Raw genomic sequence first — 23,998 nt, 5'->3', positions numbered from 1 at the left:
AAGATGATCATATGACCCACATTTTCCCCGAAGCCTGATTCGACTCGCATTACTCTGCCGAGAAATATGGAATCGATGCTGCATCGGCACGAAACCATCCACCAAGCCACCGACTGAACCAGTCCGACCGCACCACACCACGCCGGCTGTAGTCGACGTAGGCGCCAAAGGCGGGGAAGGAGGTAGGCGTTACGAGCGGAGCCGGCACTGCTCCGGTGACTGTCGGCCCCGACGTCTTGTCGTCCTTGTTCACCCTGCCACCAGAGCAGCCGCCTCAAGAATCCCGGCCGCCGCACATACGGGCCATCGTCTGAGGCACCGATGCCGAGCGGCCATAACTGCTCCCGTCTCCGCTGATCAACGACGACTACAACGACTACACAGCCGCCACCCTTTTCGCCGTACTGCTCCCGACATCGAGTCATACGCACGACGGGCCCGCCAGCGGAGTTCCTCTACTTGGCCACACCCCGACCACTCCCACGAGTGACCGATACCCGGGAACGAGTTCGGGGGCCGGACGAGTCTCCGTCCGGCCCCCGAAGGAACACTCCCGCTCGGTTCTTCCCTACCGCTGCGAAGCGGCCCGGCCTCGCCGGTACAAGATCACGCCACCTGTCAGCAGCAGCGCAGCCCCCGAAGCCAGGAGCGCTTGCTCCCCACCACCGGTCTCAGCGAGCGTGGGCGGCTCAGCCGGGGGGTCACCCAACGGGGTCTCGGTGGCCGGAGGCTCGTCGGCAGGGGGCTCGGAAGTCCAAGGCCCGTCGTCCGGGGCGTCCGGCCGCGGCGGCGTAGGCGTCGTCGACTCCGGCGGAGTGGAGGCGGGCGGCGAAGTCGACGGCTCCTCTGGCGGCGTGGACGGGTCGCCGGGGTCCTCCCCGTCCCCATCGTCTCCGTAGCCGCCCTCGTCGTCCCCGTAGCCGACGTCGTCGCCGCCATCGCTACTGTCGTCGTCGCCGTAACCGACGTCGTCCCCGTAGCCGCTGTCATCGCCGTAATCGATATCGACGTCGAGGGAAGCGTCATTCGATCCGCCCGCGTACTCGACGGAGGGGACGACTTCGCCACTCACACCGACGGAATTGCCGTTGGCGTCTGTGTCAATGCGTACCGAAGCCTCGACGTCGTCGCCCGACTGGGCGCCGGACGATGCCCCGGAGGCTCCTTCGGCACGCGAGTCCGCAAACGCCGGGATGCCGTACAGAGACAGAATGCTCGTCGCGGCTGCAGCCACGACCATTCCCCTGCTCAGGTTCTGTCGCAATCTGGTGCTCTTCCTGCTCGATCAAGTGGGAGAAGCCGGCATGGAAACCGACGGAACCGGTCCAAGTCCGGCCTGCGCCTCAGCCGTTCGACTGGTTTTTCGACAACAGCACGGGGAGGCAGAGAGGCTGACTCTTCGTCAGTTCCTCCCCCTTTTCCTACGGCTGCGTCGGGGAGCGGCTTCACGCCTGCCATAGTTTCGCCGCGACTGGATTTTCTGGCGGGTCAGATGATGCGACCCGGTGAAGTGCCAGTACCGGCATCCGGGGCACTGATAGATCCGGTCCGGGATCTTCTCGATCAGCGGCTGCCTGATGAGCCAGGCGCGGGCCTCGTCTTCAGTGCGGAACGAAGCTTTCCCCGTGTCCGGACAACGCGGCAGGATGATCGTGTCACCCATGTCCCCTCCGATGCGCGCTACTTGTGCAATCACCTTCGGCATGACGCCATTTCAGTTGATCAACGTTCCCAGGAAAGCGAAAGCGCCTCTCCCTCGGGCGGATGAGGATGTCACCCCATCCGCCCGTCAGGGAAAGACGCTTTCAGGTCGGGCCACGATCCCCAAGGGAATCAAGAAGAGATGACCCCTGACCGCCGAGCTGGAATCGAACGATCACCATCCGGCTCCAGGGATCAGCCCACCCCGTCACACCTAGCCCAGGAACGGGAGCTCAAGCGTCGCCGCGACGGCGGCGTTCTCGTTCTCGTTGGTGTTCTCGTTCTCGTTCTCGTTCTCGTTCTCGTTGACGATGACGATGGTGGTCGGGTCCTCAGTGCGGTAGGTCTTGGTCTCAGAGGCGCTGGCCGCTGCGGCGGAACCAGCGACGAGGGCCACAGCAGCGAGGGTCGAGGCAGCACCGCGCTTGATGGTCTTGCGCATTGGGGTATCTCCGTTCTGTTTCTTCCCCGTTGGAAGAACGGAAGCGATGTTGCCCCGACGCGGAACGGCTGCACAACTCAAAAGGGCCCTGGGCCCGGAACTTCATCCACACGGCCCCTGTACGGCAGGTGATATGGATTATGCATGCTCACCGAGTCACGCCCTCCTCTCGACCGAGGGAGGGAGGGACTGACGGTCTACCGTTCGACAGTGGCACTGCGGGTCGATACAGCAATAGCCGCCGTCCACCCAGGCCCTTGCGGGCCGTGGAATGAACGGCGGCTACCGTGTCCTCAGCGGACGAGGATTTCACCTCATCCCGCCTTCAGGGGAAGACGCTTTCAGGCTGAGTTCTCGATTCCCCAGAGAATCGAGAATGGATACCTCTGACTGCCACACTGGACTTGAAGAGTCACAACGCGGAATCAGGGCTCCGCTCACCCGTTGACGTCAGATGGCGGGGGGAAGGAGGCCTTCGATGATAGCGAGGAGCCCCGCCTCGGTGGCGTCGTCGTCCTCGTCCGTGGCCGTGGCCGTGGCCGTGGCGGTGTTGGTGTTGTTGTTCTCGTTGGCGTTGGTGTTGTTGTTCTCGCTGACGACGACGATGGACGGGTCGTCGCCGTTGTAGCCCGCTTCGGAGGCACTGGCAGCCGAAGCAGAGCCCGCGAGGAGCATCGCCGCGACGGCCGAGGCGGCGCCCAACTTCATGGTCTTGCGCATTTGGTATCTCCGTTCTGTTTCTTCCCCGCTGGAAGAACGCAATCGATGTTGCCTGGGTGCGCAAGGCCGCACAACTCGAAATGCCCCTGCACCCAGGAACTTCATCCACATGGCTGCATTACAGGTGATATGGATTCTCAGTTGCCCAGGCCACATCGGGTCAGCCATCAAATGGAGTAATGGCACACAGTGGGGCACAGCGTTGAAACCAAAAATAGCCGCCGTTCACCCGGCCCCTTGCGGGCCATGGGATGAACGGCGGCTGCCACACCAATCGGGAGCGGGCTGGTCAACGATCACCAGGACGGTGCCGACTTGGCACGCAGTTCGCCGGGCACCGTACGCGTGCATCCAGCCTTACGCAGACCAGCTGCCCTCCGCGCGCAGCGCAGGCACTGCGCCGGGCTCAACAACCGTCAGGTCTCTCAGCGGTCGGTCGGCGCCCGGGTCACGACGAAGCTGACGGAGTTCCGTCAGGCGAGGCGGTGCAGGCAGAGGTGGTCTTACCGTCGGTCTCGAAGGTGGCACAGATCTGCGGGGCCTTGTTCACGGTGACCGAGAGGCTCTGCTTAACGCCGGCGTGAACGGTCTGGGTGTTCTCCAGGGCGGAGTTGCCGACGGCGATTCTCGTAGTGACCGAGCGGGTCTTGTCGCATGCGATGGTGATCGTGACCTTACTCTTCTGCTCCTCGTCCTCCTTCTGGATGCCGACGTCGCAAGGAAAGTCCTGCTGCGCGGCAGCCTGCACGGGCGCGGCGGCGAAGAGTGGTGCGGAAGCCAGCAGCACGGTGGCCGCCGAGTGGAGCATGCGGTGAGGCATGAGGTCCTCTCAAGTGTCAATGGGGGCAGGCCGCCACAGACGGTCGACCCTCGACGGTGGCGCGCAATAATCCCTTACGCGCCTTTTCGGAAAGATGTGACCACGGGCGCATGAAGCAGGCAAAAACCCGTTACTCCACTCGGCTGACCGCCGCTCCGCTGCAGACCCACATCCTTGGCTCGACGCCCACCACGACACATGCCGACATTGACACTTGGTGCTCCCTACCACGGCCCGGCTTGCTCCTGACTGAACGTCAACTAGGCTCGAAGTACCGGCCGTTGGCTGCAGCTACCGGCCCTCCCCTGGCGCCGCATTGCTCATTGGCGTGGCCGCCTTCGTCTCGAGCTGGGTCGGAGCGCATCGCGCCCGCCGAACCCCCCGCGCAATCGGAAGCCGTTGGCGGCCCGCCCGCCCGGGACACCAACTGCGAATGGCGTGAACACATCCCGGAAGAGTGTTCACGCCATTCGCAGCATGCCTGCCGGAGCGGCTGCCCCAGCAAGCCCGTGGCCCAGCAGTCGCGGCGATGACCTCGGCATCAGCGCCCGCATGGGGTTCAACCGTCGGTCACTGATCGCCTACGACCACTGGGCCACACTGGAGCTACTGGTCCGAAGGCCTCTGGCTAGCGGCCGACGAGGCCGCCGAGGCTGCCGATGAGGCTGCCGACGCCGCCGACGACGCCATTGACTAGGCCGCCGACGATGCCACCGAGGTCTCCGACGCTGACGACGGCGCCGATGAGGTCTTGCATGGGACCCTCCTTGCTTTGTCAACGCGAAACGCGCTGTCCATCCGATCTTCAGACCGATCGGAGTACAGGACCACTGGGGTCCGCCATTCGAGTGACCGGCGCAGCGCCCTCCGCCTGGGCGGGGCGCTGGCCTGAGCGGGACTTTCTACGTTTCGGTGGCTGACCGGGGCACGGTGTCTTGCCCGCGTCGTTGCAGGCGTCGCCGGATGCGGATGACCACGACGGCTTCCTGGATGAGTGTTGCTGTGACGACGCCGAGGAGAGCCAGTTTGATGGAGCGCGTGTGGAGTGGGTTGAGCCATCGTCCGAGGTAAGGGACGCGGTGTCCGGCCCGGCCGAAGACCGACCCGGCCGGCCGTGTGTGCGGCGCTGGTCGCTCCCCTCACACCGCCCGCGGTGATCGCTGTATTCACCGACACGGCCACGACCACCGGTTCGTTTTCCACCGCCCAGAGCGTTGCCGAAGGCGCCCTGTGCGGATGGGGCCTGAACAGTAAGGGCCAGCTCGGTCTTGGCGACGTCACGGATCGCCCTACGCCCACCCGGATAGGCACCGCCACCAACTGGACCGAGGTCGCCAGGGGCGCCGCGCACACCTGCGCGATCCGGACCGGCGGGACCCTGTGGTGCTGGGGACTGAACGACAAGGGACAGCTCGGCCTCGGCAACACCCTCGACCGCACCACACCGGTCCAGGTGGGCACCGCCACCAACTGGTCATCCATCACCACCGGCAGCTACCACACCTGCGGCACCCGCTCGAACGGCACACTCTGGTGCTGGGGCCTCAACGACAAAGGCCAACTCGGCCTGGGCAACACAGTGGACCGCACCACGCCTACGCAGGTGGGCACCGGCACCAACTGGCTGCCCGCCACTGGAGGCCTCAGCCACACCTGCGCCCGCCGAACCGGAAACACCGCATGGTGCTGGGGGATCAACGACAAAGGGCAGCTGGGCCTGGGCGACACCACGAACCGCACCGCTCCCGCGCAGATTCCCGCCTTCCAAGCAAAGGCAATCAGCATCGGTTCGCAGGCAGAGCATACCTTCGCCGTCGTATAGAGCTCGTAATGCTGGTAATGCTCGCAATACGACCCGGATCCCGGCCCCGGCTGACCAGGCCCGCGCCCAGAGGATTGGAAAGTGCCTCCGCCGGGGTGCGGGTGCCTGCAGCGGCCTGAGTCAGAAGGTTCGCGCTACGAAGGCGGGTACTGGAACGCGCCCGCCTTCGCGCTGCGTATGAGCGAGTACAGCGTGGTGCGGCCAGTCGTCAGAAGCTCGTTCGGGATGTCGCTTTCTCGGAGGGCCACGCCATCGTCGGTGGCAGCAACTTCGACGCAGTTGTTGCCGCCGTCGGGGGAGAACGACGAACGCTGCCAGTTGGCGTTGATCACTTGCCCGGTCCTCTCACAGTTCGCGCGATATGGACCGGATGAACTTCTGCGACTCGTCAGGAGACAGCGCAGACTGCTCCATCAGGTCCAGAAGGGAACGATAGTTCGCCAACGGAGTTGGGGCATCCACGAAGTGCGCCCCCAACGGGGCATCGAGCTGAACCGTATCCAACTGTCGAACTGGGCCCTCCGCGTACAGGATTGACTGCCCCGCGCCGTGGAAGGCTCCGGCACTGAACGGGATGACGAGCAGTGTCACGTTGTCGCGGTCGGCGGCATCCGCGAGGTGCTCCAGTTGCGCGCGTGCCACGTCGCGGCCGCCGTACTCCAGTCGCAAGGCGGCCTCGTGGATGATTCCGACATACGGCGTCGGGTTGTCCCCGTCGAGAATGGCCTGCCGCCTGAGCCGATGCTCGACTCGTAGCTCCACTTCCAGCCGCCGCAGCTTCGGCACCGCGAATTCGAAGATTGCCCGTGCATGGTCCTCGGTCTGGAACAGCCCAGGGAGATGCACCGTTTGAGCTGTGCGGATGCGTGTGGCGTAGTGCTCCACTTCCGAGACCTCAAGGTGGCCTTCTGGGAGCTTGCCTCGGTACTCGTCCCACCAGTGGCGGACCCGGCGTGGGCCTGTCATCGCGGCGAGTGCGTTGACCAAGTCCGGATCCGGGCATCCGTAGTAGCTGGCCAGCTGCCGTACGCGCTCCTCGCTCAGGCCGGTCCGGGCGGCCTCGATGTTGGAGATCATCGTCCGGTCGGAGCCGAGGAGCGAGGCGGCGCCCTGCACCGAGATGCCTGCCTGCTCGCGCATTCGGCGCATTTCCGCAGCTAGGCGGCGGTGGCGGCCCGTGGGGGCATTTCGTGGAGCCATGAGTCCTCTCTCGTGCGCGCGGACAGTCTGGCAAGGGCAACACGGGGCGTCCAGTGAGTCAGTCAACTTTCCACTCGTTAGTGGAAGTTGACTCACGTGTGATGCAGCAATGCCCTACGGTGTGATGCGTGCCACCCGTTCGCCGCCGGAACCGGAAGCGCACCGCGCAGCTTGCCCACCCGGGACGCAGGGCTGCGCGGCAAAGACACCGGTCCGGCCCTGTCCCCAACACCGCGTGGCGCACGCCCACTTGTCACTTCACGACCGCGCACCCCAGGAGGCGCCACGTGGACAACGACCCCATCCGCCCGAACCCCACCACCCCCGATGGCGACCAGAGTTCCCTACTCATGGCCGCCCTTGATCCCCTCTCAGGCCTCCCGCACCCTCCACCTCTCCCCTTCGCCGCACCCTGGCACTACGAGCTGCACTTCCCCTGTGACCCCAGAGGCTCTGGCATCGCCAGGCTCACCCTCCGGGCCGTACTCTCCGCTCACGGTCTCGCCGAACTCGCGGACCGCGCCGAGCTGTTGGCCTCCGAGCTGGCGACCAACTCGGTTCGGCACACGAAGGGCCCCGCAACCGTACGGCTCCAGTGGCTCTGTCCCGTACTGCGGGTCACCGTCTGGGACACGAGTCCCGACCTGCCCCCGACCGCGCCGCCCATCACACCGCCGCCGCACGCGGACGGCGGGCGCGGGATGCTGATTCTCGACACGGTGGCCGAACGGTGGGGTGGGTGTGCCATAGGAGATGGCCCGTACGGGCCGGGCGGCAAGACCGTCTGGTTCGAGCTCTCCCTCCCGGAGGAGTCCCCGCCGACCTTGGCGGCTTGACCTCTCCTGGGCCGCCAACTCTCTCCGCCGGGACACCAGCCGCCGAAGGCGTGAACACCTTCCGGGAAGGTGTTCACGCCTTTCGCAGAGCGCCTGCCTGGACCGCCAGAGGTCCGTATGCCTGATCAGCTTTCGGACTGGCCGTCTCGTGAAAGCGCGAGGTCAGCCCACCGCGTTGTTGTTGCCGGAAGGAGCGAAACGAGTCCTGACGCCGCTGGCTTCGAAGTCGTAGATGTATCGATTGATCCGGAGACCGTCGACAGCGCCGATCCACATGTGGTCGCGGCCCTTGCCTACCGCGGCCGTGTAGATGATGGGTGCGTCGCCGCCGTCATCGAGGGCGGTCTTCGCCTGGGCGAACGTGCACTGCGCGGCCTGGGTGCAGCCGGTGGCGGCGCCCTCGGCGCCGCTGAAGTACCAATAGCCGGTGGAGGTGGCGTCGATGAAGCCGCTCCATTGGTTGGTCACCGGAGCCGCGTCCGGCACCCACACCATCGTGGTGTAGTTGTCCGCCGGCAGTGAGCTCAGGTTCGCGTCGATCTCAAACCTGATGTTCGGCATGTTCTCCGGGCCCCCGTAGGCGATGTTCTCGCCGGTCTGGAAGACATGGAAACCGAGTTGCTCCAGGCCCAGCACCGGATCACCGAAGAAGTCGACCTCATTACCGAAGTCGACCTTCTCGCGGGGATCAGCGAGCGAGGTGGAATTGTCCGCCACCTCGATTCCAAGGCTGCCTCGACCGTAGGGCGGCCTGGCGGAGGATCCTTGCACACCGAACGAGCCGAACGGACCGTCCCTCAACTCGGCGACGGGAGAGCCGATTGTGTTGCGGGTGATCACGCCCCAGTGTTGTGAGCGACCTCGGCCGTCCGCTGCGAGAGCGTATTCCGATGCTGACAGGGTCGAGGCGACAATCGCGGCCAGTGCTGCGAGCGCGAGCGCCTTTCCCCGACTTACGCCAAAGCGAGCTTTCACGCTCACTCCTTCCGATAGTCGAAGAGCCAGACATGCGCCGGTGTCCGGCCGGCGCGACGCACGCCACCGTATGCAACTCTCAGTAGCTATCGCGGTCGCGACATACGCTCAATAGGGTGGTTTTGCACGAAGGAAACGGACAGAAAACCTGGGAAAGTGTCACTTTATGCGATGAAGCCGCGGTCGTGGTGCGGACCGCAAGGCCGGGCCCCTGCCCCACATGCCGGCCCGGCAATAGGAGCACCTCAGCCCCGATACAGCGCCTCGATCTGCTCCGCGTACGCCCGCGTAACCGCATGCCGCTTGACCTTCAGGGACGGAGTCAGCAGGCGGTTCTCCTCTGTGAACTCGCCTTCCACGAGGAGGAATTCGCGGATGGACTCGGCTCGGGAGACCGCCTGGTTGGCGTAGTCCACGGCCTTTTGGACGTCGGCTCGCATGGCGGGGTCGCGGATCAGGTCGGACATGGGGGTGTTCGCGGGCATGGCGCGGACGTGGAGCCAGTGGGCTACGTCCTCGCGGTCGAGGGTGATCAGGGCGGCTACGTACGGGCGGTTGTCGCCTACGACGATGCACTGGCCCACCGGGGGTCGGCTGCGGAGGCGGTCCTCCAGGATGGCGGGAGAGACGTTTTTGCCGCCCGACGTGATGAGGATGTCTTTCTTGCGGCCGGTGATGGTGAGGTAGCCGTCCTCGTCGAGGGAGCCCAGGTCGCCGGTCTCGAACCAGGCATCCGTGAGGGCGGCGTCGGTGGCGGCGGGGTTGTTCCAGTACGCGTTGAAGACGATGCCGCCCTTGATGAGGACCTCGCCGTCGTCGTCGATACGGATCGCCGTGCCGGGGACGGGGAGGCCGACCGTGCCCGGGCGGGGTTTCAGGGGCGGGACGATCGTCGCGGCGGCTGTGGTCTCGGTCAGACCGTAGCCCTCGTAGATGATGATTCCGGCGGCGTAGAAGAAGAGGTTGAGGTTGCGGTCGAGGGGGGAGCCGCCGCTGATGGCGTAGCGCAGGCGGCCGCCGAGCTCCTTGCGGATGCGGCGGTAGACCAGCTTGTCGTACAGGGCCCAGGCGGCGTACAGGCCGGGGTTCGGGCCCTCGCCGCGGTCGAGGAACTTGTTGAGGTGGGCCTCGGCGAAACGGACGGCGATGCGGTCGGCGCGGTCGAAGGAAGCGGCGCGGCCGATGCGCTCGGCGGTCGCTCGGCCGGTGGCGTGGATCTTCTCGAAGAGGTACGGGACGCCGACCACGAAAGTGGGGCCGAACTCCCGCAGCGCGGGCCGGAGTTCGTTCGGCGTGATGCTCGGGAAGTGGCCCAGCTCGATACGGGCCATCAGGCAGGCGATCTGGATCGTACGGCCCAGGATGTGGGCCAGCGGCAGGAAGAGGAGAGTCGAGGCGACCTGGCCCGTGATCTCTTTGAAGATGGGGTGCAGGAGCTCGACGGTGTTGGCGGCCTCGGCGTGCAGGTTGGCGTGCGTGAGGACGCAGCCCTTGGGCTGGCCAGTGGTGCCGGACGTGTAGCAGATCGTCGCGGGTGTGTCGGGGGTGAGGGCTTCGCGGCGCTTGATGATCTCCTCGTCGGGGATGTGCTGGCCGCGGGCCGTGAGTTCGGGGATCACGCCTTCGTCGATCTGCCATACGCGCGGGGGGTTGGGGTGGTCGGTCGTGCCGGCCACGACGGCTTCCGTGTTCTCGGGTGTCTCGGCTATGACGAAACGGGCGCCCGAGTCGCGGACGATCCACTCGATCTGCTCGGCGGAGGACGTGGCGTAGATGGGCACGGACTGGCCGCCCGCGGCCCAGATCGCGAAGTCGAGGACCGTCCACTCGTAGCGCGTACGGGACATCAGCGCGACTCGGCCGCCCGGTTCGAGTCCCGCCGCGATCAGCCCCTTGGCGACGGCGGTGACGTCGTGGGCGAAGGCCGCCGCGGTGACGGGTTGCCAGGTGCCATTTGCCTGGCGGCGGCGGAGGATCACGGCGTCGGGGGCCTCGGTCGCGTTGGTGTAGGGCAGGTCGGCGATGCTGCCGGTGGTGGCCTTCGGCGCGAGGGGTGGCATACGGGCCTCGCGTACGACTCCGTCGTGGTCCCTGACGATCTCGACCTTGGTGCTGCGGTTCGTCAGGTCGGTACGTTTCTTCGCCTGTTTCAGATCTTTGCGTACGCCCATGACGGCTCCCGGTCGTGGCGGCTCACTTGCAGTGGTGTGCGGTACGTATTTACGCGGGCGTCAACTTACTCGCGCGTAGCGAAAGTTCAACGCGTTGTTCGCCTGTGTTCGGATGGGTTGCCGTCGGTTGGGGCGCCCACGGCGGTGGTGGGTGACACTTCGTGTCGCGACTGCGGGTTCGTTGCGGCTTGTCGCGCCCCGCGGCGGAGCCGCTAATGTCACAGCCCCGCGCCCCTAAAGGGGGCGCTCCCGGAGCCGTCCGCCACCAGGCCAACCAGCCACAACGAACCCGCAGACATCAGCGAACCCAACCGCCTAACCGCCGGGGGCTCTTGCGCACTGCGCGATTCCGTTCGACCCTGAGGCTTCATGTTGCCTTCCGGTGGAGCCGCCGTATGAGCACATACCGTCCGAGCCGCCGCAATGTCCTCGTCGCAGGAGCCGCCCTCGCCGGCGCAGCCGCGTTCGCCGCGCAGAAGCGGGCGTTCGCCGCCGAGGGGGACGAGTGGGACGCGAACCCGAGAGTCTTCCAGGTCAACAGAGAACCGGCCCGGGCTGCCCGCCTCGTGCCGTACTCGACCGCCGCCGACGCCCGGCGCGGACAGTTCGACAAGTCGCCGTACCACCGCTCCCTGAACGGCACTTGGCGCTTCCACTGGGCGAAAAATCCCGACCAGCGACCCACCGGATTCCACGCACCCGGCTTCGACGACAGTGACTGGGACCGTATCCCCGTCCCGTCGAACTGGGAGATCGAGGGCTACCCGGAGCCGATCTACCTCAACATCAAGTATCCGTGGATCGGTTATGAGGACCCGAAGCCCCCGCAGATCCCGCACGACTTCAACCCCGTCGGCTCGTACCGCCGTACCTTCACCGTGCCCGACGGCTGGAAGAACCGGCGCACCCTCATCTCCTTCCAGGGCGTGAAGTCCGCGTTCTTCGTCTGGGTCAACGGCGAGCGCGTCGGCTACAGCGAGGACAGCTACACGCCCGCCGAGTTCGACATCACCAAGTATCTGAAGGCCGGACGGAACACGCTCGCCGTGGAGGTCTACCGCTGGTCCGACGGCAGTTGGCTGGAGGACCAGGACATGATCGACCTGTCCGGGATCTTCCGGGACGTGTATCTGTACTCGGTTCCGCGGGTGCACGTCGACGACCTGTTCGTGCGTACGGGGCTGGATGCCGCGTACCGCGACGCCGTATTAAGCGTCGATGTCGCCGTACGCGACCGGGGTGGGGACCAGAAGGCCGGCCATCGCGTCGTGGCCGAACTCTTCGACGCCCGAGGCCGGCGCGTACTGCAACTGGCAGACGGCATCGAGGAGAAGGTGACGCTCAAGGGCGACGTGAAGGCCCCCGCCCTCTGGTCGGCCGAGCATCCGAATCTCTACACCCTGGTCGTCACGCTCAAGGACCGCTCCGGTAAGGCGGTCGATATTCACAGCAAGCGCATCGGTTTCCGCCAAGTCGACTACGGGCCCGGCAAGTTCAGTGTCAACGGCAAACCGATCATGTTCCGCGGCACCAACCGCCACGAGAACGACCCCGACCGCGGGCAGGCCGTCGACGAGGCGGGGATGGTCCGGGACGTCCTGCTGATGAAGCGGCACAACATCAACGCCGTACGCACCTCGCACTACCCCAATCACCCGCGCTGGCTGGAGCTGTGCGACGAGTACGGGCTGTACGTCGTCGACGAGGCGAACCTGGAGACCCACGGCGTACGCGACACCGTGCCGGGTTCGCTGCCCGAGTGGACCGACGCGTGTGTGGACCGGATGCGGTCGATGGTCGAGCGGGACAAGAACCATGCGTGCGTGGTCGTGTGGTCGCTCGGCAACGAGGCGGGCCAGGGCTCGAACTTCAAGGTCATGGCCGACTGGGTGCACGCGCGCGACGCCTCGCGGCCGGTGCACTACGAGGGCATGAACGCCGTGACCGACGTGCACAGCGAGATGTACACCAGCCCTGCGGGCGTGGAGCGATACGGCAAGTCGGGCAATCCGAAGCCGTACATGCTGTGCGAGTACACGCACATGATGGGCAACAGCGGCGGCAATCTCCCGGAGTACTGGGAGATCGTGGAGCGCTATCCGAACCTGCACGGCGCGTTCTTCTGGGACTGGGCCGACCAGACGATACGGCTGCCCATGCCCGGCGACTCGAAGCGTACGTATCTGTCCTTCGGGGGCGACTGGGTGCCGGGCTATCCGACGGACGGCAACTTCTGCTGCAACGGCCTGGTGGCGGGCGACCGTGCGATACATCCGGGGCTGCTGGAGGCGAAGAAGGTCTACCAGCCGGTGGGCATCACGGCCGGTGATCTCGCCGCCGGTGTGGTGAAGGTGCGCAACAAGCACCTGTTCAGCGGCCTGGACGCGTACGAGCTGCGGTGGACCGTCACGCGGAACGGCGCACGCGTGCAGCACGGCACGCTGGCGGCGCCCAAGGTCGCGCCGGGCGAGGAGGGCACCGTACGCATCCCGTACCGGAAGCCGTCCAAGCTCGAGCCCGGCGCGGAGTATTTCCTCAACCTGTCCTTCGTGCTGCGGAAGAGGACGAGTTGGGCCGACGCCGGGCACGAAGTGGCCGCCGAGCAGCTGGCGTTGAACTGGCAGGCACCACCTCCCGCCGACCCCGCACCGCGCGGCGGCCTCAAGCTCACCGAGACCGACAGCGAAGTGAAGGTGAGCGGCCGCAACCTGGAGGTCGTGCTGTCCAAGGCCACCGGCACCCTCTCCTCGTACGTCTTCCGCGGCCGGCTTCTGCTCGCCGAGGGCCCCGTCCCGAACTTCTGGCGGGGGCCGACGGATAACGACATCGGCCGTAAGTTCCAGAACACGGCGCGCACTTGGCGCGACGCGGGAGCCAAGCGCACCGTGACGTCCGTCAAGGCCTCGCAGCCTTCGTCCGCCGAGGTCGTCATCGAGGTCGCCTGTACGCTGCCGACCTCGCCGAAGGCCTCGTCATGGCGCACCGAGTTCCGGGTACGCGGGGACGGCGAGGTGCGGGTGCGGCACACGCTGGAGGCGGCCTCGGGGTTGCCCGATCTGCCCATGGTGGGCGCCCTGTTGACCGTCCCCGGGGATTTCGAGCGGCTCGACTGGTTCGGTCGTGGGCCGCACGAGAACTACTGGGACCGCAACACGTCCGCGTTCGTGGGGCGTTGGCGGTCCACGGTCGACGATCAGGTGGCGCCGTACGTCCGTCCCCAGCAGACCGGGAACATGACGGACGTACGCCAACTGTCGCTGACCGACCGTTCCGGTGACGGGCTCACCGTGCTCGCCGATCCGGCGGACGGCGAGCCGTTGCTGGAGACCAGCGCGCTGCACTACTCGCCGTTCGATCTCGACGGGCCGCGCCATCCGTACGAGTTGAAGCGGCGCGACGAGACCGTGCTGGGCGTCAACCATCGGCAGATGGGCGTAGGCGGCATCGACTCCTGGGGTGCGGCTCCGCTGGAGAAGTACCTGCTGCACTCCGGGCGGACGTACACGTATGCCTACCGGCTCAGGCCCGCATAACCCGTTATCGGCCCGCCTGTTCGATCGTCTTGGCGAGTTGGCGTACCTCCTCGGACTCCGTGGTGTCAGCCAACTCGTCGGCGCGGTCGGACAGTTCGGGCAGGCCGGGTGCGCCGGGGAGACGAGACCAGCGGGAGTCACCGGAGCGGAGGGCGTCGGCGAAGTAGGCGGCTATGGCGGTGACTTGGAGCCCGTTGCCGGCGTTGTCGCGGCTCCACAGGGGCTGGTTGAGGGCCTCGGACTCCAGCTGGGCCGACTCCTCGTGCGGAGTGCGGGTCTCGGGGTCGAGCCAGCGGACGGTCGCGGTGGCGAGGTGGCCGTCGGCGCCGGGCTTGGTGCGGACGGCGTAGAGGGCCGTGACCGTGTGACCGGGGCCGATCTCGCCGCCGTCGACCTGGTCGTTGCGGAAGTCCTCGTCGGCGACCTCTCGGTTGTCGTAACCGATGAGCCGGAACTGCTCGACCGTCTGCGGGTCGAAGGCGACCTGTGCCTTGGCGTCGCGGGCGGTGAGGTCGATATTGCGGGGCAGTTGGTCGACGAAGACCGTACGGGCGTCCTTTTCGTTGGATACGTAGGTGGTGTGGCCGTCGCCCTTGTCGGCGAGCTGTTCCATCAGGGCGTCGCCGTAGTCGCTGCCCACGCCGACGCCGAACAGGGTGATGCCGTGCTCGCGCCGGGCGTCGGAGACCTGATCCAGGATCGAGTCGGCGTCGGTGTCACCGGTGTTGGCGAGGGCGTCGGAAAGCAGGACGACACGGTTCGTCGCGCCCTCGCGCCGGCCCTCGACGGCGGTGGCGTATCCGGTGTCGACGCCCGCGCCGAGGTTGGTGGAGAGGGTGGGTTCGAGGGTGTCGACGGCGTCGTGGACGCGGTCGCGGTTGTCGCCGAGGCGGGTCATCGGGAGTACGGTCTCGGCCTCATCGCTGAAGGTGACGATCGCGACGGAGTCGTCGTCGCGCAGTTCGTCCGTCATCACGCCGAGGGACTTCTGGACCAGGTCGAGGCGGCCCGGCTCGCCCATGGAACCCGAGACGTCGATCACGAACGTGAGGGCGGCGGGCGGCCGTTCGCCGCTGTCCTCGGCCGGGCGCGTGGCCAGGCCGACGCGTACGAGACGCCAGTCGTCGCTCTCCCCGCCGGCCTCCGTACTCGCCCCGTCGACGGTGACGGAGAAGCCGTTGCCGTCGGGACGCTCGTAGTTCTGACGGAAGCTGTTGATGAACTCCTCGGGGCGGATGGTCGCCGGGTCGGGCCGCCGGCCGTCGGCGATGGTGCGGCGCGCATACCCGTACGAGGCGGTGTCGACATCCAGGGCGAACGTGGAGAGATAGTCGGCGGGAGGCGGCGTACTCTCGCGGATCTCGCCCTTCTGCTCGCCCGGGGTGGTGCCTTCGTCGGTGCCGGCGGGGCCGGTCGGCTGCGCGGGGGCGGGCGCCGGGAAGCGCTCGGTGTCACTGGCCTTGTTGCTGCCGTCGTACGAGGACTCGCCGGCACCCGAGCCGCAGGCGGCGAGCAGCAGACAGCTCGCGGCCATCAAAGCGGCAAGTGCGCCGCGCGGTCGGCGTGTTCGTTGTGTCGTCCGGTACTCGCCCATGCGGGCCCCCTCTGAGTTGACGTCGACGTCTGTGACTGTGACGCCGGAGGGGGCCGAGGTGTGCGGCACGGGGCGTTGCGGATCGATCTCAAAGCGGGCACGGCGGGCGCCTGTTGAGACCGGTGGGTGATCCTCCGGAGACCTGGAGGTGTCCGGAGGAGCCCTTGCGACTCCGTGCTCTCAGCGGCAGATGACCGGGGTGAGTCCCGGCACAGGCAGGTCCAGGGGCTCGTGGCATACGCGTACGAAGGGCCGCCTGGCCAGGCGCGGAAGGTCAGCGGTGTACGGGGCAGCGGCGTGCGGGGCGGGCGCCTTGCGCGGCGTGGCGTCGCTCGTGTTCCGCGGCGTGCCGTCACGCGTGGCGGCGGGGGCGGGCACGGGGGAAGTCGGCGCCGCTGCCTCCGGCTGGTGGTGTGGGCGAGGGGATGCGGGCCGGGGCCGTACGGTGTCCGCGGTCGAGGGCGGAAGCGCGATGAGGTCACCGCTGCCGATGCTGGTGCGTTCCGGTGCCGGTACGCGCGAGTTCGGCGCCTTGGCCGGTGGCCGACTCGCGGTGGCGGACGCATCCGGGGATTCGGTGGCCCCCGGCGTGAAGTCCGATGGTGCAGCTTTCGGGACTACGGGAAGCTCGGTGCGCTGCGTCGTGGACCGGGCCGGCGACGACACCAGGTACTCCAGGGACACCGCCGCCGCGGCGGCCAGGGCACCCCACCACAAGGGAGCCGGCACCCGGTCACGGACCCGGCGCAGAAACCCGCCGGATGCCCGCCCGGCACCGCGCCTGCGCAGAAACCGACCGGCGAGGACGAGCAACTGCCACAGAATCAGGACCAGCCCGAGCAGCGGAAGCAGCAGGAAGAGGATCTGTACGCAGGCTGAGATGACGCCGAGTACGGGATTGCCGCCGGCCGTGGCACCGCTGGCCAGGGAGATCATGGTCTGCCAGGCGGTGGCCGCCAGATCCGGAAGCTGGAAGAAGACAATGCCGAGTTGGATCGCCAGCGCGGGCAGCACCGCGAGGACCCAGACGGTGACGACGATCTGGGGCCAACGCTTGAGGGCGTTGAGCCGTTCGTCCGCGGGCCGGCGGAGGATGGTGCGCTTGAGAATGGGGCCGACGTACTTGAAGAGGTCCGGAATGCCGACCAGGTCGGAGACGATGTAGTACCCGTCGAACCGGAGCGTGGGCAGCAACTGCTGGACCATTTCCAGGTTGACGAGCAGGAAGGTCACCAGCAGCAGCGGGGATCCGGTGTACACGTACAGCAGGAACAGGCCGACGATGAACAGGCCGTTGAAGTAGACGCCGCCCAGATCGGTACGCAGACGTCCGCTCTTGCTCAGCCGGTATGAGTTGGTGACGTCGGTGTAGAAGGCGGGCCACACCAGATAGATGCCGCATCCCATGGCACCGGGCGGCACCTTCCCGTACCGGCAGGCGGCTGCGTGACCGACCTCGTGGAACGCGGCGGAAGCCAGGGTCAGCAGCACCACGAGCAGGATGCCGGCCGGATTGGCCATCACGTGAGCCATCGCCTGGCCCATGTTCTGCGTGCTGAACAGCCAGATCTCGCCGGCGACGATCGCGGTGACGGCCACGACGAGGACGAGGGGCCGGTACAGCCAGGCGAACAGTCCGCTGATGAACCAGGTGGCCCGTTCGGAGACCAGCGCGGCACGAAAGCGCAGGCCCAGGAAGGGATGTTCGCTCTTGGCGACGGTGGGCTGCGAGCCGTCGGTGTAGGTGGTGATGCCGAGCGGCGCCAGCTTGCGGTCGATCAGGAAGATCACGTGCTCGGCGGTGAAGGTGCGGCCCGTCGTACGGCTGAGTTCCCGTGCCACACGCGACATCAACTGCCGTCCGTTCAATGGTCTTTTCGCTGCTCTGGAGACCTCGTCCAGGACCTGGGCGGCCTGGTAGAGCAGGGGCGGGAGGTGGATCACCTGTCCGTCGAAGCGGTAGACCAGGAGCGGAGGGTTGCGATATCCGGATCCCGCGAACTCGCCCACCAGCTCGGTCCCCTCGGTCATGGCGGGCACTGCGGTGGAGGAAACGAGGCCGCCCCGGGCTTCGGGCGTGGATACTCGCGTGCTGATGACAAATCTCCAGACGTCGGGCGTTTCCAGAACTCAGCGGCTGCTGACCGCGGCAGGAATACACGTCATGCTGCTGCCACCGCCCAGCCCCAAGGTGCCGAAGGGATCCGCCACCCCTGGGGAGTTCGTCGCCTGGCATGCGTAAGCCACAGTGCCGCCACCGCCCTGGGGGAAGTTGAACGTCGTATGTCTGCTGTTGTCCAAGCTCAGATCAATAATGGACAGCAGAAATTTCCCGGGGATCAACTCGCCGGAGAGTGCGTCGAGTTCCGGGTAGTCGACGGCAGACATTTTTCCCCTCCTGATTCCTTCAGGTTGAGCCCGTGCGGGGCTTTGGGCCGGACAACAGGATGAGCGGCCGGGGAATGGACTGGCAAAAAGCCCGTCCATTCCACCGGCCGCTCGAACGCGCGCCTAGAACACGGCGGTCGAAGCCGGAATACAGGTGAGGCTGGAGTTCGGGTACAGCGCTCCGCCGAGCGGGGCCGTGGGGCCGACCAGGCCGGGCGTCCCCAGGTTGTTGACGGACTGGCAGGCCGAGGTCGACAGGGCGCCGCGGGGAGCGACGTCACCGCCCTCCGCGACCGCGGAGCTGGAGCTACCCGAGCTGGCGGACCCGACACCGTCACCCCCGTGGCCGCCAAGGCCGCTGACGGGAACGACCGTGGACAGCACCGAACGCTCGGGGAGCATCTCGCCGGTCAGGCCCTCGAGCTCGTCGAAGCTGATCGTAGGCATGGAATTCCTTTCGTCTCCGCATGAATTTCGTCTTGCGGGAGAAGTTCTAACAGAAGGTCACCACCCCTCCAACGGCCACTGTGCCGCGCCGTTGCGGAAATTCACCTGTTCCGACCAGGCGGCGAGACGCCTCATACAAACTGCGTGGCACCCCACTCAAGCCTCATACAAATGGGCGAGTTCCGGTGGTGCGGAACCCGTGAGTGGTTGACGTTGAGGGAGATACGTCGGCGGTCCAGTCTGCTGGCAATCGGCCCAGCGATCGTCGATGTCGGAAGGAATACGCGACTATGCGTTCTGCTCGAGTACTGCTCGGCTCGGCTGTGCTGGCCACGGCCGCCCTGACCTTGTCGGCGCCCGCCGCCTTCGCGGCGCCGGCGGAGGGCCACGCCGTCGTCCAGGGCCATGACGGCAAGGGCAAGGGCATAAAGAAGCACGGCCACGGCAATGGCGACGGGAACCCCAGTTCCAGCTCGAGTTCCAGCTCGAGTGCCAGCTCCAGCTCCTCCGGGGGCGGGGGCGGTTTCGGCGGCGTGGTGAGCGTGCCTGCCTGCAGCGTGGTGAGCAGCGAGGGGTCTTCGGTGTTCACGTGCCTGCCGGGCGCGACCGCGGTCTTTTAGAGCGCCGCCTATCAACTGACCGTTCCCGCATGGGGAACCGGGGCAGAAGAACCGCCGCCTCGTTCGAGGCGGCGGTTTTCCTATGAGTCCTATCCGATTCCCGTGGTCCTAGCTGGTTCCCGCGGTCGCCGCTCCGCATGTCGGGCAGCGGTGCCGTGCGGCGGCCTGGGCGGCGGCTCTTGCGGCGAGGGTGCCTAGGGCCTGCTGGAGGGCCAGTTCCACGGCGGCGGGGACGAACAGCGTGCCCGCTCCGTCCGGCGGCACCAGCCATCGGAAGCGTCCCGGCGTCCGATAGGGGGCGGGCACCGTGATCCAGGCGCCCTTGCCCAGGTAGCGGACATCCGAGCCCACCCAGCGGCCCTCGGGATCCGGCGGCAGGAAGAAGCCCACCCTGCGTGCGCCGGTGTCCGCGAGTACCGGGCCGGGTGCCTGCGGGATGCAGAGCAGGGCGTCCAGGGCCGGCACGCCCAGTTCCTCCGGCACGCTCAGTACGTCCCAGAACCGTCCGCAGGGCAGTACCGCGATCCCCTCGTAACCCTGCCACCGCCGCTTGCAGTCGCGTGGATCGGTCGCGGCGGCCGCCAGCCACTCCATGGCCGGCTTCGTGGTGACTGTTCGCATGGTGACCCTCCGGATCCGTTGGCCCCGCACGGGCGGGACATCGCTCTCCCCCATCGCCGCGAGGGCTGGTCGGACCCTTGCCTGCTCATGCTGATGGATCTTTCTACTCAGCGGGAGGGGTGGCGCACCATGGCGATTACGTCCCGAATGTTCGGGTCGGGAACAGACGTTCCCTCCGGGCCCGGCGGGAGTGGTCCTCGGCCTACGAAACGATGTCCTTGCGGGCGAAGCCGCGGAAGGCCAGGGCGAACAGCACCAGTGCGTACGTGACGGAGATCGCCGTGCCCTGGATCATCTCGCTGTAGTCCGGCTCCGGCTGGATGACGTCCAGCCAGGCGTACTGCCAGTGCGCGGGGATGAAGTCGCGCCAGTCGCCGAGGGCCGTCACTTCGTCGAGGACGCTGCCGATGATCGTCAGGCCCACCGCTCCGCCGACCGCGCCCAGCGGGGCGTCCGTCCGGGTCGACAGCCAGAACGCCAGCCCGGCGGTGACCAGTTGGGACACGAAGATGTACGCCATCACGATCAGCAGGAGCCGGGCGGCGTCGCCGCTGGGCAGGGTGCCGCCGACGGGCAGTTGGAGCGGGCCCCAGCCGTACGCGACCGTGCCGACGGCGAGTGCGATGACCGGCAGCAGCACCATCGCGGCGAGGCTGAGGGTGAGACCGACAACGAGTTTGGACCACAGCAGGCGGGCGCGGGGCACGGGTGCCGCGAGCAGATAGCGCAGCGACGACCAGCTCGCCTCCGAGGCGACCGTGTCTCCGCAGAACAGCGCCACGGGGACGACGAGGAGGAAGCCGGCGGACGCGAAGAGGTTCACCGCGGCGAAGTTCGCGCCGGATGCCGTGGCCGTGTCCATCAGGTTCACGCGTTCGTTGCCGTCGCCCGGTTCGCCGCCGACCTGGAAGGCGATGGCCAGGATGAAGGGCAGGGCGGCCAGGACGCCGAACATGATGAGCGTGCGGCGCCGCTTCAGTTGCCGTACGAGCTCGACGCGCAGTGGCAGGGTGCGGCCCGCGCGGTAGCCGTCCGCCACCTCCTCCTTCTCGACCTTCTCGGTCTTCTCAGCCTTCTCGGCGAGCGTGCTCATTCGAAGTCTCCGATCAGGGTGAGGAAGGCGTCCTCCAGGCGGCGGTGCGGGCCGATCGAGGCGACGGGCACTTCGAGCCGTACGAGTTCGACGAGCAGCGACGCGCTCCGCTCGGTGACGCCGGGTGCGCCCTCGGAGTCCGCTGAGGCCAGGGGCCCGGAGGCGGACACGGCGGGGTCGGCTCCGCCGGAGGCTCCCACGCCGGCGGTCTCGGGCACCGCGACTCCCTCTGTGGGTGACGGCGCCGGAGTCAGCCGTACGAGAAGGCCGTCGTCCGTTCGTACCGCCGACTCCACGTCCCGTAGAGCCGCCACCTTGTCCAGCACCGGGTCGGGGATGTCGGAGGCCAGGCCGACCAGCAGGGTGTCGCCGCCGCCGATGATCTCGCCCACGGGGCCCGCCTGGACGAGGCGGCCGTGGTCCATGACCACGATGTGGGTGCAGGACTGCTCGACCTCGGCCAGCAGGTGGCTGGAGAGGATGACCGTGCGGCCGGCGGCCGCGTAGCGGATCACTACCTGGCGCATCTCGCGGATCTGTGGCGGGTCGAGGCCGTTGGTCGGCTCGTCCAGGATGAGGAGGTCGGGGAGGCCGAGCATCGCCTGGGCGATGGCCAGTCGCTGGCGCATGCCCTGGGAGTACGTGCGGACCGCGCGGGACAGGGCGTCGCCGAGGCCCGCGATCTCCAGGGCCTCGTCCAGGTGGGCGTCCTCGGGCGGGCGGCCTGTGGCCCGCCAGTACAGCTCGAGATTCTCGCGGCCGGAGAGGTGCGGCAGGAAGCCCGCGCCCTCGACGAAGGAACCGACGCGGGACAGCACCGGGGCGCCCGGGCGGATCGCGTGGCCGAAGACCCGGATCTCGCCGCCGTCCGGCTTGATCAGGCCCATCAGCATGCGCAGCGTCGTCGTCTTGCCCGCGCCGTTCGGGCCCAGCAGGCCGAGTACCTGGCCTTTCTCGACCGTGAAGGACAGGTCGCGGACCGCGTAACGGTCGCTGGACTTGGCGTACTTCTTGCTCAGGTCCGTGATCTGGAGCGGTACGTCGGCCAGTTCAGGGTCGGGAGCGGGTGCGGCGGTGGGGCGGCGGGCCGTCAGGATCAGGGCCAGCGCCGTGAGGGCGCCGGCCAGCGGCAGCCACCACACCCAGGCGGGCAGCGGTGCCGTCGCCTCCGAGTCGCCGAGGGGCATCGGCACCCTCAGGCCGCCGTCTCCCGCCATGGAGACCGTGTACGTCGCCGGAGCCGTCGGGGAGGCGTAGCCGAGGTCCGTGGAGGCGAGGACCAGGCGCAGCCGGTGGCCGTCGTCCACCTCGTAGTCGATCGCCGGCAGCGTGAGCCGTACGTCCTTGCCGGCCTTCGCGTCCTCCACCCTGATGGGCTCGACCAGTTGCGCGGGCAGCACCTGCTGCATTCCGCCGTCCGGTCCGACGTCGTAGACCTTCGCGAAGAGCACGGCGTCCTCGCTGGTCGACTTCACATGGACCGTCGCCGTCGGGGAGCCGGTGATCTGAAGGTCCTCCACGAAGGGCTCGGATTCGAACGCGGCGAACTGGCCCGGGAAGTCGAGGGACACACCGATCCCCAGCGAGGAGAGCTGGGAGAGGCCGCCGGCACCGCCGAGGCCGGGCAGGGCCGAGACGGCGGGCGGGTTGGCGCCCGCCGGGTTCTCGAAGCTCTGCTCGCGCCCGGTCAGGGCGATCGGACGGGTCTTGCTCGTCAGGCCGGGGTAGCTGTCCGAGGTCACGCTGGTCAGCCGGGTGGTGCCCTCCCGGGAATCGACGCCGCCGCTGCGCGTGACCTGGAACGCGGGGCCCGTATCCACCCCCGACTCGTCCTTCAGATAGCGGTCGAACCAGGCACCCACGCGCGCGGACACCCGGCTCGTCTCCATGTCGCCGCCGTCGTGACCGCCCGAGATCCAGTCGACGTCCACGGGCGCGCCGTTGGCCCGGATCGCCTTGGCCATCGCGTCGGCCTGGCCGAGCGGGAACAGGGAGTCGGTCTGACCCTGCGTGATCAGCGTCGGCACGTTGATCTCGTCGCCGACGGCGGACGGGGAGCGGGCTTCCAGCAGCTCCGTCGCCTCGGCGTCCGGCTCCCCGGACTCCGCGACCCGCTGGTACATCTCGCACAGCGTGACCTCGAAGTTGTCGCAGCCGCCACCGGAGTTGACGAAGATCCCGGCCCACAGCTTCTTGAAAACGCCGTTCGGGAACAGCGCGTCCGAGAGGTTCCAGTACGTGATCGCCGGTGCGATCGCGTCCACCCGCTGGTCGTGGCCCGCCGCGAGCAGCGAGACCGCGCCACCGTACGAGGCACCGGTGGCGCCGACGCGCGGGTCGCCGTCCTTGTCCAGCTCGACCTCGGGGCGCTCGGCCAGCCAGTCGATCAGCTTGGAGACGTCGGCCACCTCGCCCTTGGGGTCGTTCAGGCCGATCTTGCCCGTGGACCTGCCCATTCCGCGGGCCGACCACGTCAGCACCGCGTACCCGTCGCGCGCCAGGTCCTCCGCCTGGGTCCGTACGTCGTCCTTGCTGCCGCCGAAGCCGTGCGCGAGGAGGACGGCGGGGCGGCGGCCGTCGCCCGACGTGAAGTACGAGGTGTCGATCTTCACCCCGCTGCCCATGTCCATGACTCTGTCGGCCCGGTCCACGGGTGCGGCGTCGTCAGAGGCGACGGCCGTCCACGTACCGGCGCCGGCGAGCACGACCACGGCGGCCGCAGCGGCGATGAGCCGTCGCGGCCTCCGAAGCACGGCCCCGCGCAGTCGGGGCAGTCGAAGATCCATGCGTCAACGGTAAGTGCCACCACTGACAGCGATGGCCGACTACAGCCCGAATCACACGTCAGCCCCCGGGAGTACGAGGCCGCCTCTCATACTGCGGGCGCGGTATCCCAACCGGTCGGAACCCCGAGAACCAGCACCATCGCGCCCCCCGGCACAGCTCCCGTGCCCGGCCCCGGACCCCGCCTTTCGGTTCCTGTCAACTTCATGAGAATTCGCGGAGCGACCCGAA

Annotated in this window: 21 protein-coding genes; 4 read left to right on the top strand and 17 right to left on the bottom strand. The window is 67.6% G+C overall.

Annotated elements, in window-relative coordinates; all coding sequences use genetic code 11:
• Window positions 1–568: 568 nt before the first annotated feature.
• The 6 genes from OHT21_RS30295 to OHT21_RS30270 all read right to left on the bottom strand — a co-directional run bounded on the left by OHT21_RS30295 (window position 569) and on the right by OHT21_RS30270 (window position 4,440).
• A complete protein-coding gene (locus OHT21_RS30295) occupies window positions 569–1,234 on the bottom strand; it encodes a chaplin family protein (RefSeq protein ID WP_443050449.1) in 666 nt (221 codons plus the stop codon).
• A 168-nt stretch (window positions 1,235–1,402) separates the two neighbouring features.
• Window positions 1,403–1,705, bottom strand: coding sequence for a hypothetical protein (locus tag OHT21_RS30290; RefSeq protein ID WP_328771452.1), 303 nt, complete (start codon window positions 1,703–1,705; stop codon window positions 1,403–1,405).
• A gap of 210 nt (window positions 1,706–1,915) precedes the next feature.
• The gene (locus OHT21_RS30285) at window positions 1,916–2,143 is read right to left on the bottom strand and encodes a hypothetical protein (RefSeq protein ID WP_328771451.1); all 228 of its coding nucleotides are present in this window, start codon (window positions 2,141–2,143) and stop codon (window positions 1,916–1,918) included.
• A gap of 450 nt (window positions 2,144–2,593) precedes the next feature.
• Window positions 2,594–2,863 carry a hypothetical protein gene (locus tag OHT21_RS30280; RefSeq protein WP_328771450.1) on the bottom strand — a complete coding sequence of 90 codons (270 nt, stop codon included), beginning with the start codon at window positions 2,861–2,863 and terminating at the stop codon, window positions 2,594–2,596.
• Between the two features lie 448 nt (window positions 2,864–3,311).
• Window positions 3,312–3,683, bottom strand: coding sequence for a hypothetical protein (locus OHT21_RS30275; protein ID WP_328771449.1), 372 nt, complete (start codon window positions 3,681–3,683; stop codon window positions 3,312–3,314).
• A 628-nt stretch (window positions 3,684–4,311) separates the two neighbouring features.
• Entirely contained in the window at window positions 4,312–4,440 is a 129-nt protein-coding gene (locus OHT21_RS30270) for a hypothetical protein (protein ID WP_328771448.1), read from the bottom strand.
• Between the two features lie 396 nt (window positions 4,441–4,836).
• On the opposite strand from OHT21_RS30270, the gene OHT21_RS30265 reads away from it, so the two are divergent.
• Window positions 4,837–5,505 carry an RCC1 domain-containing protein gene (locus OHT21_RS30265; protein ID WP_328771447.1) on the top strand — a complete coding sequence of 223 codons (669 nt, stop codon included), beginning with the start codon at window positions 4,837–4,839 and terminating at the stop codon, window positions 5,503–5,505.
• A gap of 134 nt (window positions 5,506–5,639) precedes the next feature.
• Here OHT21_RS30265 and OHT21_RS30260 read toward each other — a convergent pair whose 3' ends face one another.
• Window positions 5,640–5,837, bottom strand: coding sequence for a DUF397 domain-containing protein (locus OHT21_RS30260; protein WP_328771446.1), 198 nt, complete (start codon window positions 5,835–5,837; stop codon window positions 5,640–5,642).
• A 13-nt stretch (window positions 5,838–5,850) separates the two neighbouring features.
• On the bottom strand, window positions 5,851–6,705 hold the full coding sequence (locus OHT21_RS30255) for a helix-turn-helix domain-containing protein (protein ID WP_328771445.1): 855 nt from the start codon (window positions 6,703–6,705) through the stop codon (window positions 5,851–5,853).
• A gap of 287 nt (window positions 6,706–6,992) precedes the next feature.
• Between OHT21_RS30255 and OHT21_RS30250 the strand changes: the two genes are divergently transcribed.
• Window positions 6,993–7,541 carry an ATP-binding protein gene (locus OHT21_RS30250; protein ID WP_328771444.1) on the top strand — a complete coding sequence of 183 codons (549 nt, stop codon included), beginning with the start codon at window positions 6,993–6,995 and terminating at the stop codon, window positions 7,539–7,541.
• 162 nt (window positions 7,542–7,703) lie between these two features.
• Here the strand turns inward: OHT21_RS30250 and OHT21_RS30245 are convergent, their stop codons facing one another.
• Both OHT21_RS30245 and OHT21_RS30240 read right to left on the bottom strand, forming a co-directional pair.
• Window positions 7,704–8,516 (bottom strand): hypothetical protein, encoded by an 813-nt coding sequence (locus OHT21_RS30245; RefSeq protein ID WP_328771443.1) that lies wholly within the window; start codon window positions 8,514–8,516, stop codon window positions 7,704–7,706.
• A gap of 245 nt (window positions 8,517–8,761) precedes the next feature.
• Window positions 8,762–10,687 (bottom strand): AMP-dependent synthetase/ligase, encoded by a 1,926-nt coding sequence (locus tag OHT21_RS30240; RefSeq protein WP_328771442.1) that lies wholly within the window; start codon window positions 10,685–10,687, stop codon window positions 8,762–8,764.
• A gap of 395 nt (window positions 10,688–11,082) precedes the next feature.
• Here OHT21_RS30240 and OHT21_RS30235 point away from each other — a divergent pair, with 395 nt between their 5' ends.
• Window positions 11,083–14,220, top strand: coding sequence for a glycoside hydrolase family 2 TIM barrel-domain containing protein (locus OHT21_RS30235; RefSeq protein WP_328771441.1), 3,138 nt, complete (start codon window positions 11,083–11,085; stop codon window positions 14,218–14,220).
• A 4-nt stretch (window positions 14,221–14,224) separates the two neighbouring features.
• Here OHT21_RS30235 and OHT21_RS30230 read toward each other — a convergent pair whose 3' ends face one another.
• The 4 genes from OHT21_RS30230 to OHT21_RS30215 form a co-directional block, all read right to left on the bottom strand.
• The gene (locus OHT21_RS30230) at window positions 14,225–15,814 is read right to left on the bottom strand and encodes a vWA domain-containing protein (RefSeq protein WP_328771440.1); all 1,590 of its coding nucleotides are present in this window, start codon (window positions 15,812–15,814) and stop codon (window positions 14,225–14,227) included.
• Window positions 15,815–15,994: 180 nt separating this feature from the next.
• A complete protein-coding gene (locus tag OHT21_RS30225) occupies window positions 15,995–17,845 on the bottom strand; it encodes a hypothetical protein (protein ID WP_328771439.1) in 1,851 nt (616 codons plus the stop codon).
• 99 nt (window positions 17,846–17,944) lie between these two features.
• Window positions 17,945–18,202 carry a hypothetical protein gene (locus OHT21_RS30220; RefSeq protein WP_328771438.1) on the bottom strand — a complete coding sequence of 86 codons (258 nt, stop codon included), beginning with the start codon at window positions 18,200–18,202 and terminating at the stop codon, window positions 17,945–17,947.
• A 123-nt stretch (window positions 18,203–18,325) separates the two neighbouring features.
• Entirely contained in the window at window positions 18,326–18,649 is a 324-nt protein-coding gene (locus OHT21_RS30215) for a hypothetical protein (protein ID WP_328771437.1), read from the bottom strand.
• Between the two features lie 290 nt (window positions 18,650–18,939).
• Here OHT21_RS30215 and OHT21_RS30210 point away from each other — a divergent pair, with 290 nt between their 5' ends.
• Window positions 18,940–19,269, top strand: coding sequence for a hypothetical protein (locus tag OHT21_RS30210; protein ID WP_328771436.1), 330 nt, complete (start codon window positions 18,940–18,942; stop codon window positions 19,267–19,269).
• Window positions 19,270–19,377: 108 nt separating this feature from the next.
• On the opposite strand, the gene OHT21_RS30205 is transcribed toward OHT21_RS30210, so the two are convergent.
• The 3 genes from OHT21_RS30205 to OHT21_RS30195 all read right to left on the bottom strand — a co-directional run bounded on the left by OHT21_RS30205 (window position 19,378) and on the right by OHT21_RS30195 (window position 23,769).
• Window positions 19,378–19,890, bottom strand: coding sequence for a hypothetical protein (locus tag OHT21_RS30205; protein WP_328771435.1), 513 nt, complete (start codon window positions 19,888–19,890; stop codon window positions 19,378–19,380).
• A 202-nt stretch (window positions 19,891–20,092) separates the two neighbouring features.
• A complete protein-coding gene (locus OHT21_RS30200; protein WP_328771434.1) occupies window positions 20,093–20,983 on the bottom strand; it encodes an ABC transporter permease in 891 nt (296 codons plus the stop codon).
• On the bottom strand, window positions 20,980–23,769 hold the full coding sequence (locus tag OHT21_RS30195; protein WP_328771433.1) for an alpha/beta fold hydrolase: 2,790 nt from the start codon (window positions 23,767–23,769) through the stop codon (window positions 20,980–20,982). Before OHT21_RS30195 ends, OHT21_RS30200 begins: the two co-directional genes overlap by 4 nt.
• Window positions 23,770–23,998 lie beyond the last annotated feature (229 nt).

The organism is Streptomyces sp. NBC_00286 (assembly GCF_036173125.1).
In the GTDB taxonomy this organism is placed as follows: domain Bacteria; phylum Actinomycetota; class Actinomycetes; order Streptomycetales; family Streptomycetaceae; genus Streptomyces.
Note: the sequence above shows the minus strand (reverse complement) of the source record. Positions and strands in the feature narration are given on the sequence as shown.

Bases quoted from the DNA above. Each gene is read 5' to 3' on its own strand.
- OHT21_RS30290 (WP_328771452.1), bottom strand. From the start codon at position 1,705: ATGCCGAAGGTGATTGCACAAGTAGCGCGCATCGGAGGGGACATGGGT.
- OHT21_RS30285 (WP_328771451.1), bottom strand. From the start codon at position 2,143: ATGCGCAAGACCATCAAGCGCGGTGCTGCCTCGACCCTCGCTGCTGTG.
- OHT21_RS30280 (WP_328771450.1), bottom strand. From the start codon at position 2,863: ATGCGCAAGACCATGAAGTTGGGCGCCGCCTCGGCCGTCGCGGCGATG.
- OHT21_RS30275 (WP_328771449.1), bottom strand. From the start codon at position 3,683: ATGCCTCACCGCATGCTCCACTCGGCGGCCACCGTGCTGCTGGCTTCC.
- OHT21_RS30270 (WP_328771448.1), bottom strand. From the start codon at position 4,440: ATGCAAGACCTCATCGGCGCCGTCGTCAGCGTCGGAGACCTCGGTGGC.
- OHT21_RS30255 (WP_328771445.1), bottom strand. From the start codon at position 6,705: ATGGCTCCACGAAATGCCCCCACGGGCCGCCACCGCCGCCTAGCTGCG.
- OHT21_RS30240 (WP_328771442.1), bottom strand. From the start codon at position 10,687: ATGGGCGTACGCAAAGATCTGAAACAGGCGAAGAAACGTACCGACCTG.
- OHT21_RS30235 (WP_328771441.1), top strand. From the start codon at position 11,083: ATGAGCACATACCGTCCGAGCCGCCGCAATGTCCTCGTCGCAGGAGCC.
- OHT21_RS30230 (WP_328771440.1), bottom strand. From the start codon at position 15,814: ATGGGCGAGTACCGGACGACACAACGAACACGCCGACCGCGCGGCGCA.
- OHT21_RS30225 (WP_328771439.1), bottom strand. From the start codon at position 17,845: ATGACCGAGGGGACCGAGCTGGTGGGCGAGTTCGCGGGATCCGGATAT.
- OHT21_RS30220 (WP_328771438.1), bottom strand. From the start codon at position 18,202: ATGTCTGCCGTCGACTACCCGGAACTCGACGCACTCTCCGGCGAGTTG.
- OHT21_RS30215 (WP_328771437.1), bottom strand. From the start codon at position 18,649: ATGCCTACGATCAGCTTCGACGAGCTCGAGGGCCTGACCGGCGAGATG.
- OHT21_RS30210 (WP_328771436.1), top strand. From the start codon at position 18,940: ATGCGTTCTGCTCGAGTACTGCTCGGCTCGGCTGTGCTGGCCACGGCC.
- OHT21_RS30205 (WP_328771435.1), bottom strand. From the start codon at position 19,890: ATGCGAACAGTCACCACGAAGCCGGCCATGGAGTGGCTGGCGGCCGCC.
- OHT21_RS30200 (WP_328771434.1), bottom strand. From the start codon at position 20,983: ATGAGCACGCTCGCCGAGAAGGCTGAGAAGACCGAGAAGGTCGAGAAG.
- OHT21_RS30195 (WP_328771433.1), bottom strand. From the start codon at position 23,769: ATGGATCTTCGACTGCCCCGACTGCGCGGGGCCGTGCTTCGGAGGCCG.